Source organism: Stenotrophomonas sp. P5_A8 (assembly GCF_056400545.1).
On the sequence record NZ_JBFULB010000190.1, the window covers coordinates 1 to 7,453 of the forward strand.

Sequence of the window (7,453 nt, forward strand, 5' to 3'; positions counted from 1 at the left end):
GGGTGGTGTGCAGGCGGCTGGCGCTTGAGAGCAGCCGACTAACGGTCGGCTCTACCTTCGGGGGGTATGTGCCGCGCTTGAGAGCAGCCGACCAACGGTCGGCTCTACGGTCGCGGCCACGCGTTGGCGATGGTGCAAAACAGCTTGGCGGTCTGCTCGGTGTCGTACACCGCGCTGTGTGCCTCGTCGGCGTCCCAGCCCAGGCCTGCGGCGGCGGCCGCACGCGCGAGCACGGTCTGGCCATAGGCGATGCCGGCCATGGTGACCGTGTCGAACACGCTGAAGGGATGGAACGGGTTGCGCTTGTGGCCCACGCGGTTGACCGCGGCATTGACGAAGCCGAGGTCGAAGTGCGCGTTGTGGCCGACCAGGATCGCGCGCTGGCAGCCGTATTTCTTCACTGCCGCGCGGACCGGGGCGAAGATGTGGTCCAGCGCGTCCTTTTCAGACTTGGCCAGGCGGAACGGGTGGTCCAGGATGATGCCGGTGATCTCCAGCGACTTCGGGTCGATCTCGAGCCCTTCGGCCGGAATCACGTGGGCGCTGGCGGTCTGGCCGGGGTAGAGCAGGCCGTTGTCGTCCATTTCGATCGGCACGGCGGCGATTTCGAGCAGCGCATTACGGTTGCAGTCGAAGCCACCGGTCTCCACGTCGATCACTACCGGCAGGAAGCCGCGGAAGCGCTGGGACATGGCCAGGTTCACTGCCGGGGCAGCAGGCGCCGGAGCGGCGGTGGGGGGCAAGGCGGCATCTGTCATGCGGCGATTCTAGCAGAGGGGGACTGTACGCCTCCCGCGCTCAGGCCAGCGAAGGCGTGCGTGCCAAACAGCGCTGCAGCAACCGGTCCAGGCTCAGCGGGCCGGCCCCTTGCAGGACCAGCGGCAGCAGCATGGCCATAAACAATACGGGCAGCTTGAAGTTGCCAAAGCCCTGGTCGGTAATGGCATAACCCATGGCCAACTCGCCCAGCCCGTCCCAGTGCATGGGCCAATGCACGGCGGCGGTGGCCACCACGGTCAGAACCAGCAGGCTGCTGGCGGCCATGCGCGTGCCCAGGCCGACCAGCAGGCAGGCCGCGCCCACCAGTTCGAACCACGTGGCCAGCTGCCAGTTGACGCTGGCCGGTACCTGGTCGAAGGGAAACGGGAACGCCTGCTGCAGCTCGCCGAACCAGTTGCTGCCGTGCAGTTTCTCGCGGCCGGATTCGAAATACTCCCAAGCCAGCAGAAGGCGCAGGCCAAGCGGGGCAATCCACGGGCCGAGCGGGTCCAGCCGGCCGCGCAGGGCGGCCAGATACGGTGTCTTCATCAACGGAATCCTTGGTTGGGGGATCAAGAAGCGGGAGGGGCCGGGCCGATCACGCCGCTGTCCTGGAACTGGTGCAGCAATGCTGACCCGGGGGCGAGCAGCGCATCGGCGGGCAGGCCGTGGGCGCGTGCAAGTTGCTGCAGGTGCCACGTGCCGGCATGGCCGGGCTGCTGGCCGATCTGTTCCAGCAAGTGCGCGGCCATCGGGCTGATGGTCGCAAAACGCACCTGCCCATCCGGGTCACGCCGCACCAGCAGCCCGGTGGGGTCGTCACCTGGTGTGTGGGGAGCGTCGTCGCTGCCCAGCCGGTGCACCGGCCAGTGGTACAGCAGCGGCCACGCCAACGGCGAGCGCAGCAGGGGGACGTGCATCGGGTCCAGCCCGGGCGTGGCCGGCAGCGGCTGGGCATCGAGCTGGTACAACGCGGTTTCCACCCACTCGTAGTGCGCCAGTTCGGCCAGCGCCGGGTGTGGCAGCGTCGGCTGGACCTGCAGCCACTGCACGAACTCGGCGGCCAGTTCAGTAAACAGCGGGGTCTGCGCGCGGTGTTCGGCCACGAAGCGCCTTACCAGCACGGTCCACTCGGGATCGCCCAGCAGCTGCACGCAGACCGGAAAGCCGGTGCCCAGCAGGCCCAGCAGGTTGTTGAACACCAACCGCCGGTAGACCGCCAAGCGCCGTGCGTCCAGCCCGGCGGGCGGAGCCACCTGTGCCGGGTCGCGCAGGTGGGTGGTGAGTGCCCGCTGTTGGGCGTGCAGGCGGGCCGGTGCGTCACTCATGGTGGGCTCCTGCGTGCGCGGCCATCAGCTGGCGGATGGTGCGCAATTCGTCGCGCAGTTCGGGGTAGGGCGGAAAGTTGAAATCGCGTTCGAGCAGGGTGGGGCGTGCACCGATGCGCGCGTAGGTGCGGGCCAGCAGGTCCCAGACCGGATCGATCACGGCGCTGCCGTGGGTGTCTATCTTGAGGTCCGCAGCTTCGTCCAGGTGGCCGGCCACGTGCAGGCAGACGATGCGCTCGGCGGGCAGGCCGGCGATGAACGCGTCGGCGTCGTAGCCATGGTTGCAGGCGTTGACGTAGACGTTGTTGACGTCCAGCAGCAGGTCGCAATTGGCTTCGGCCAGCACGGCGTTGGTGAAGGCCAGTTCGTCCATGGCCGGTTCCGGTGCCAGGTAATAGGAGACGTTTTCCACCGCGATGCGCCGGCCCAGGACATCCTGCACGCGGGCGATGCGTGCGGCGGTGTGGTGCACGGCTTCGTCAGTGAAGGGGATGGGCAGCAGGTCGTAAAGGTGGCCATCGTCGCTGCAGTAGCTGAGGTGCTCGCTGTAAAGCGGTACCCGGTGCTGGTCGAGGAACCGGCCCACCTGTGCAAGCAATCGGGTGTCCAGCGGCGCGGTGCTGCCCAGCGACAGGGACAGGCCGTGGCAGCTCAGCGGGTAGCGCTGGGCGAGGTCGGCCAGGGCCTCCCCGGCAGGGCCGCCCACGCCAATCCAGTTTTCCGGGGCGCATTCGAGGAAGTCGAGGTCGCCGGCCGGGGCATCACGCAGGGTCTGCAGCAGTGCGCGGCGCAGGCCCAGCCCGGTCGCCGCCGCAGGCAGCGGCGACCGGTGCATGCCCGGGGCGATGGGGTCAGTGCTTGGCACCGCACTTGCCTTCGCCGCACTTGCCTTCCGCGGCCTTCTTGTCGCCGGCGGCCTTGGTCTTGGCCTCGGCCTCGGTGCCCTTGCCCTTGTCGGCGCCGCACTTGCCTTCGGCGGCCTTGGCGCCGGTTACGGTGGCCGTTTTGTCAGCGGCCTGGGTGCCGGTCTTGTCGCCATGGGCGCCACACTTGCCTTCACCGCACTTTCCTTCGGCGGCCTTGGTCGCGGCCTGGCCGGCAACGAGGTAGCCCTGGGCCAGGTCGGTCATGCTCAACGCGGACGCTGATGCAGTGGCGCCCAGGCCAGCGGCCAACGCGGTGGCGGCCAGCAGGGACATCGAACGGGTGGATTTGGTCATCGAAACGGAACTCCTTTGGTGGTGAGCCAGTGGCCCGGAATGGAGCCGCAGGTGCAGCGCCTGGATGGATCATGTCCTGCGAACCCTCAACGAATCCTCCCATGCAGTTCAACAATCGGTGAATACAATTTGTTGCGGAAGGCGCAGCCTGCGATGCCGCCCGTGAACCGGCACGCGCTGAAGGGACCACCAGCAGCATTCTGCCTTCCGCGAGAAACAAGGTTGTTCTCCCCCGGCGGGGAACCGTGCTGTTCCAAAGACTCTGGCGGGAAGGTGCAGGGCGCGCTCCATGCTTGCCATCTGGACGGGAGAAAGACCCATAAAGGTGCTTCTCCCATCGGAGGGGAACATCTTGGTGCAAGGGCCGTCGCAGCCTGAGGACGATGCTACGGGTGCGGACGGGCAGTGCCCGCGACGTGTGCATCGGGCTGTGTCTTCGCTCGGGTCTGTCGCGCGCGTGAGAGCCCCGTGGCGGCCGGCAGGCCCCTGGCGCAAATGTCCCCTGGCCGCGTGGCGGCCTCCTCCTATATTTTGCCCAGCGCCCGATCCACCGACTGCCGCGCCCGGACAGGGTCAAAGCACGCTTCTGCTTGCTCCGCATAGGGGAGAAAGACAAAAAAAGCCGCCACCCGAAGGCAGCGGCTTTTGCTGTTGTTGCAGCGGGAGAACTCAGACGTGATCGGTGCTGCTGGTTTCGTCGCGCTTTTCGCGCGGCGGAAGGACCTGCTCGCCGTGCACCAGGAACCAGACGTTCTCGGCGATGTTGGTGGCATGGTCGCCCACCCGCTCCAGGTTCTTGGCCATGAACAGCAGGTGCGTGCACGGGGTGATGTTGCGCGGGTCTTCCATCATGTAGGTCAGCAGCTCGCGGAACAGCGCGGTGTACTGCGCGTCCAGGCGCGCGTCGTCATCGCGCAGCGTCAGGGCAGCGGCGGCGTCGTTGTCGCGGTAGGCCTGGATGGCGCGGCGAACCTGCTCGGCGGCCAGCCGGCCAAGCGAGCGCAGGCCTTCGATCTGCGGCAGCGGCGGCACCTTGCTCAGCGCGATCGAGCGCTTGGCCACGTTGGCGGCGTAGTCGCCGATACGCTCGATATCGGCCGGGATGCGCAGGCCGGCGAGGATCTCGCGCAGGTCGCGGGCCATCGGGCCACGCAGCGCCAGGCGCATCACGTCGTGGCTGATCTGCTGTTCCAGTGCGTCGATCGCTTCATCGTTGGCGATGATGCGATGGGCGGCGTGGTCGTCGCGCTTCTCGATGACGTCCATGGACGCCTCGAGCTGGGCGACGGCCATCTCGCCCATGCGCACGATCTCGGCCACCAGGCGTTGCTGCTCTTCGTCGTAGCTCTTGACGATGTGGTCGTTGGGAATGCTCATGCGGTTCTATCCAGAGGTTCGTGGGCGGGCCGGGATCAGCCGAAGCGGCCGGTGATGTAGTCTTCGGTCTGCTGCTTGTTGGGCTGCGAGAAGATCACTTCGGTGCGGTCGTGTTCGATCAGGTCGCCCAGGTACATGAAGGCGGTGTAGTCGGACACGCGCGCGGCCTGCTGCATRTTGTGGGTGACGATGACGATGGTGTAATCGTGCTTGAGCTCTTCGACCAGCTGCTCGATGCGGCTGGTGGAGATCGGGTCCAGCGCCGAGGTCGGCTCGTCGAGCAGCAGCACGTCCGGGCGCAGGGCCACGGCGCGGGCGATGCACAGGCGCTGCTGCTGGCCACCCGACAGGCCCAGCGCGCTCTGGTTGAGCTTGTCCTTGACCTCGTCCCACAGCGCGCCCTGGCGCAGTGCCTGTTCGACGCGCACGGTCATGTCGGCCTTGGACAGCTTTTCGTGGTGGCGGATGCCGTAGGCGACGTTCTCGAAGATGGTCATCGGGAACGGCACCGGCTTCTGGAACACCATGCCGACCTTGCTGCGCAGGCGGTTCATCGGGTACTTGGGCGAGAGGATGTTCTCCCCGTCCAGCAGCACCTCGCCGCGCGCTTCCATCTTCGGGTACAGCGCGTAGATGCGGTTGAAGATGCGCAGCAGGGTGGACTTGCCGCAGCCGGACGGGCCGATCAGCGCGGTGACGCGCTTTTCCGGGATTTCCAACGCGATGTTCTTCAGTGCGTGGAACTTGTCGTAGTAAAAGTCCAGTCCACGCGCGGCCAGCTTGATCGGCGCCGGGGTCTGCAGGCTTTGATGCGAGGCCGGCACCACGATGCGCTGCATCGGCACGGCGTTGGAGAGATCATTCATGGCGAGGTCCGCGGAGAGGTCAGTCATTGGAGATACGGTTGCGCAGCAGGATGCCGCGCGCGGAGAGGCTGACCAGCAGCACGAACACGGTCAGCACCAGCGCGCCGGCCCAGGCCAGCGTCTGCCAGGATTCATACGGGCTGCCGGCGAACTGGTTCATCACCACCGGTACCGAGGCCATCGGCTGGAACACGTTGTTGTTCCAGTACTGGTTGCCGAAGGCGGTGAACAGCAGCGGCGCGGTTTCACCGGAGATGCGCGCCAGCGCCAGCAGGATGCCGGTGACGATGCCGGCCGCGGCGCTGCGGTACAGCACCTGCACGGTCACCTTCCACTGCGGAATGCCCAGCGACAGCGCCGCTTCGCGCATCTGCGAGGGCACCAGGCGCAGCATTTCATCGGTGGTGCGCACCACCACCGGCAGCGCGATGAAGGCCAGCGACAGCGCACCGGCAAACGCCGAGAACTGCCCGCCGGTCTGCATCACGTACAGGGTGTAGACGAACAGGCCCAGCACGATGGACGGTGCCGAGAGCAGGATGTCGTTGACGAAGCGCACCACCGTGCCGGTCTTGCGGAAGTTGCCGTACTCGGCCAGCCAGGTGCCGGCCAGCACGCCGAGCGGCGTCCCGATGGCGATGGCCAGGCCACACATCACCGCGCTGCCGAAGAACGCATTGGCCAGGCCGCCTTCCTGCATCGGCGGCGGTGTCATTTTGGTGAACAGGTCCAGGTTGATCCCGGCCAGGCCCTTGGAGGCCAGCGTGAGCAGGATCCAGCCGAGGAAGAACAGGCCGAACAGTGCGGTCAGGCAGGACATGAGCAGCGCGACGACGTTGACGATGCGGCGGCGCAGGTACAGCGGTTGGGCGTTGGCGGTGGACATCAGTTGCCCTCCTTGCGGGCCAGGCGCATCAGCATCAGGCGGGCAATGGCCAGCACCACGAAGGTCACGATGAACAGCACGAAGCCGAGCAGCAGCAGTGCCGAGCGGTAGGTTTCGGTGGCCTCACCGAAGTCGTTGGCGATCAGCGCGGCGATGGTGGTGCCCGGCTCCAGCAGCGACGGCGACAGACGCACGCTGTTGCCGATCACGAAGGCGACGGCCATGGTTTCGCCAAGCGCGCGGCCCAGGCCGAGGAAGATGCCGCCGATCACCGCCGAGCGGGTGTAGGGCAGCACGATGTCCCAGCTGACTTCCCACTTGGTCGAGCCCAGCGCGTACGCCGATTCCTTCAGGCGGGTAGGCACGGTGAGGAACACTTCGCGCATCACCGAGGAAATGAAGGGGATGACCATGATGGCCAGCACGAAGCCGGCGGTGAGTACGCCGATGCCCAGCGGCGGGCCCTGGAACAGCGGGCCGATGATCGGCAGCGTGCCCAGGTGGTCGTTGAGGAACGGGGTGATGTATTCGGTCATCACCGGCACCAGCACGAACAGGCCCCACATGCCGTAGATGATCGAGGGGATGCCGGCCAGCAGTTCAATGGCGGTACCGACCGGGCCACGCAGCCAGCGCGGCGCGACTTCGGTGAGGAAGAAGGCGATGCCGAAGCTCACCGGTACCGCGATGACCATCGCGATCAGCGCGGTGACCAGGGTGCCGTAGATCGGGGCGAGGGCGCCGAATTTGTTCTCGACCGGATTCCATTCGGACGAGTAGAAGAAGCTCAGGCCCTGCTCCTGCAGGGCATGGCGGCCGCCCCACAGCATGGAGAGCGCGGCGCAGGCCAGGGCGACCAGCACCAGGATGACGGTGGCGATCAGCACCCATCGGAACAGGCGGTCGTTGCGGGCATCACGCAGGTCGCGGTTGGACGGTGCGGGTACAGGCAGGGCGATGGCATTCATGGGAAAGGCGTGGGCCCGGAAAGAGAAGAGGTCGTGCCGGGCGCTGCCC

General features: G+C 66.8%; 9 protein-coding genes. All 9 read right to left on the reverse strand.

Annotated features, from left to right (window positions below; all coding sequences use genetic code 11):
* Positions 1-104: 104 nt before the first annotated feature.
* Positions 105-758 carry a ribonuclease T gene (rnt, locus tag AC1DQP_RS13495; RefSeq protein WP_478051783.1) on the reverse strand — a complete coding sequence of 218 codons (654 nt, stop codon included), beginning with the start codon at positions 756-758 and terminating at the stop codon, positions 105-107.
* 40 nt (positions 759-798) lie between these two features.
* On the reverse strand, positions 799-1,308 hold the full coding sequence (locus AC1DQP_RS13500) for an HvfX family Cu-binding RiPP maturation protein (RefSeq protein WP_256777423.1): 510 nt from the start codon (positions 1,306-1,308) through the stop codon (positions 799-801).
* A gap of 23 nt (positions 1,309-1,331) precedes the next feature.
* Positions 1,332-2,087 carry an HvfC family RiPP maturation protein gene (locus tag AC1DQP_RS13505; RefSeq protein ID WP_256777422.1) on the reverse strand — a complete coding sequence of 252 codons (756 nt, stop codon included), beginning with the start codon at positions 2,085-2,087 and terminating at the stop codon, positions 1,332-1,334.
* Positions 2,080-2,952 carry an HvfB family MNIO-type RiPP peptide maturase gene (locus AC1DQP_RS13510; protein WP_457318930.1) on the reverse strand — a complete coding sequence of 291 codons (873 nt, stop codon included), beginning with the start codon at positions 2,950-2,952 and terminating at the stop codon, positions 2,080-2,082. The genes AC1DQP_RS13505 and AC1DQP_RS13510 overlap by 8 nt, the downstream gene beginning before the upstream one ends.
* Positions 2,939-3,307: an HvfA family oxazolone/thioamide-modified RiPP metallophore gene (locus tag AC1DQP_RS13515; protein WP_457318929.1), complete on the reverse strand. Its 369-nt coding sequence runs from the start codon at positions 3,305-3,307 to the stop codon at positions 2,939-2,941. The genes AC1DQP_RS13510 and AC1DQP_RS13515 overlap by 14 nt, the downstream gene beginning before the upstream one ends.
* Positions 3,308-3,976: 669 nt before the next feature.
* Complete coding sequence (gene phoU, locus AC1DQP_RS13520) at positions 3,977-4,684, reverse strand: phosphate signaling complex protein PhoU (protein WP_256777420.1); 708 nt, start codon at positions 4,682-4,684, stop codon at positions 3,977-3,979.
* A 35-nt stretch (positions 4,685-4,719) separates the two neighbouring features.
* Positions 4,720-5,550 (reverse strand): phosphate ABC transporter ATP-binding protein PstB, encoded by an 831-nt coding sequence (pstB, locus tag AC1DQP_RS13525; RefSeq protein WP_256777419.1) that lies wholly within the window; start codon positions 5,548-5,550, stop codon positions 4,720-4,722.
* A gap of 19 nt (positions 5,551-5,569) precedes the next feature.
* Positions 5,570-6,436 (reverse strand): phosphate ABC transporter permease PstA, encoded by an 867-nt coding sequence (pstA, locus tag AC1DQP_RS13530; protein WP_457321858.1) that lies wholly within the window; start codon positions 6,434-6,436, stop codon positions 5,570-5,572.
* The gene (gene pstC / locus AC1DQP_RS13535) at positions 6,436-7,404 is read right to left on the reverse strand and encodes a phosphate ABC transporter permease subunit PstC (protein ID WP_256777417.1); all 969 of its coding nucleotides are present in this window, start codon (positions 7,402-7,404) and stop codon (positions 6,436-6,438) included. The genes pstA and pstC overlap by 1 nt, the downstream gene beginning before the upstream one ends.
* Positions 7,405-7,453 lie beyond the last annotated feature (49 nt).

Coding starts and splice junctions, on each gene's coding strand:
- AC1DQP_RS13500 (WP_256777423.1), bottom strand. CDS start 1,308: ATGAAGACACCGTATCTGGCCGCCCTGCGCGGCCGGCTGGACCCGCTC.
- AC1DQP_RS13505 (WP_256777422.1), bottom strand. CDS start 2,087: ATGAGTGACGCACCGGCCCGCCTGCACGCCCAACAGCGGGCACTCACC.
- phoU (WP_256777420.1), bottom strand. CDS start 4,684: ATGAGCATTCCCAACGACCACATCGTCAAGAGCTACGACGAAGAGCAG.
- pstC (WP_256777417.1), bottom strand. CDS start 7,404: ATGAATGCCATCGCCCTGCCTGTACCCGCACCGTCCAACCGCGACCTG.
- AC1DQP_RS13515 (WP_457318929.1), bottom strand. CDS start 3,307: ATGACCAAATCCACCCGTTCGATGTCCCTGCTGGCCGCCACCGCGTTG.
- rnt (WP_478051783.1), bottom strand. CDS start 758: ATGACAGATGCCGCCTTGCCCCCCACCGCCGCTCCGGCGCCTGCTGCC.
- pstA (WP_457321858.1), bottom strand. CDS start 6,436: ATGTCCACCGCCAACGCCCAACCGCTGTACCTGCGCCGCCGCATCGTC.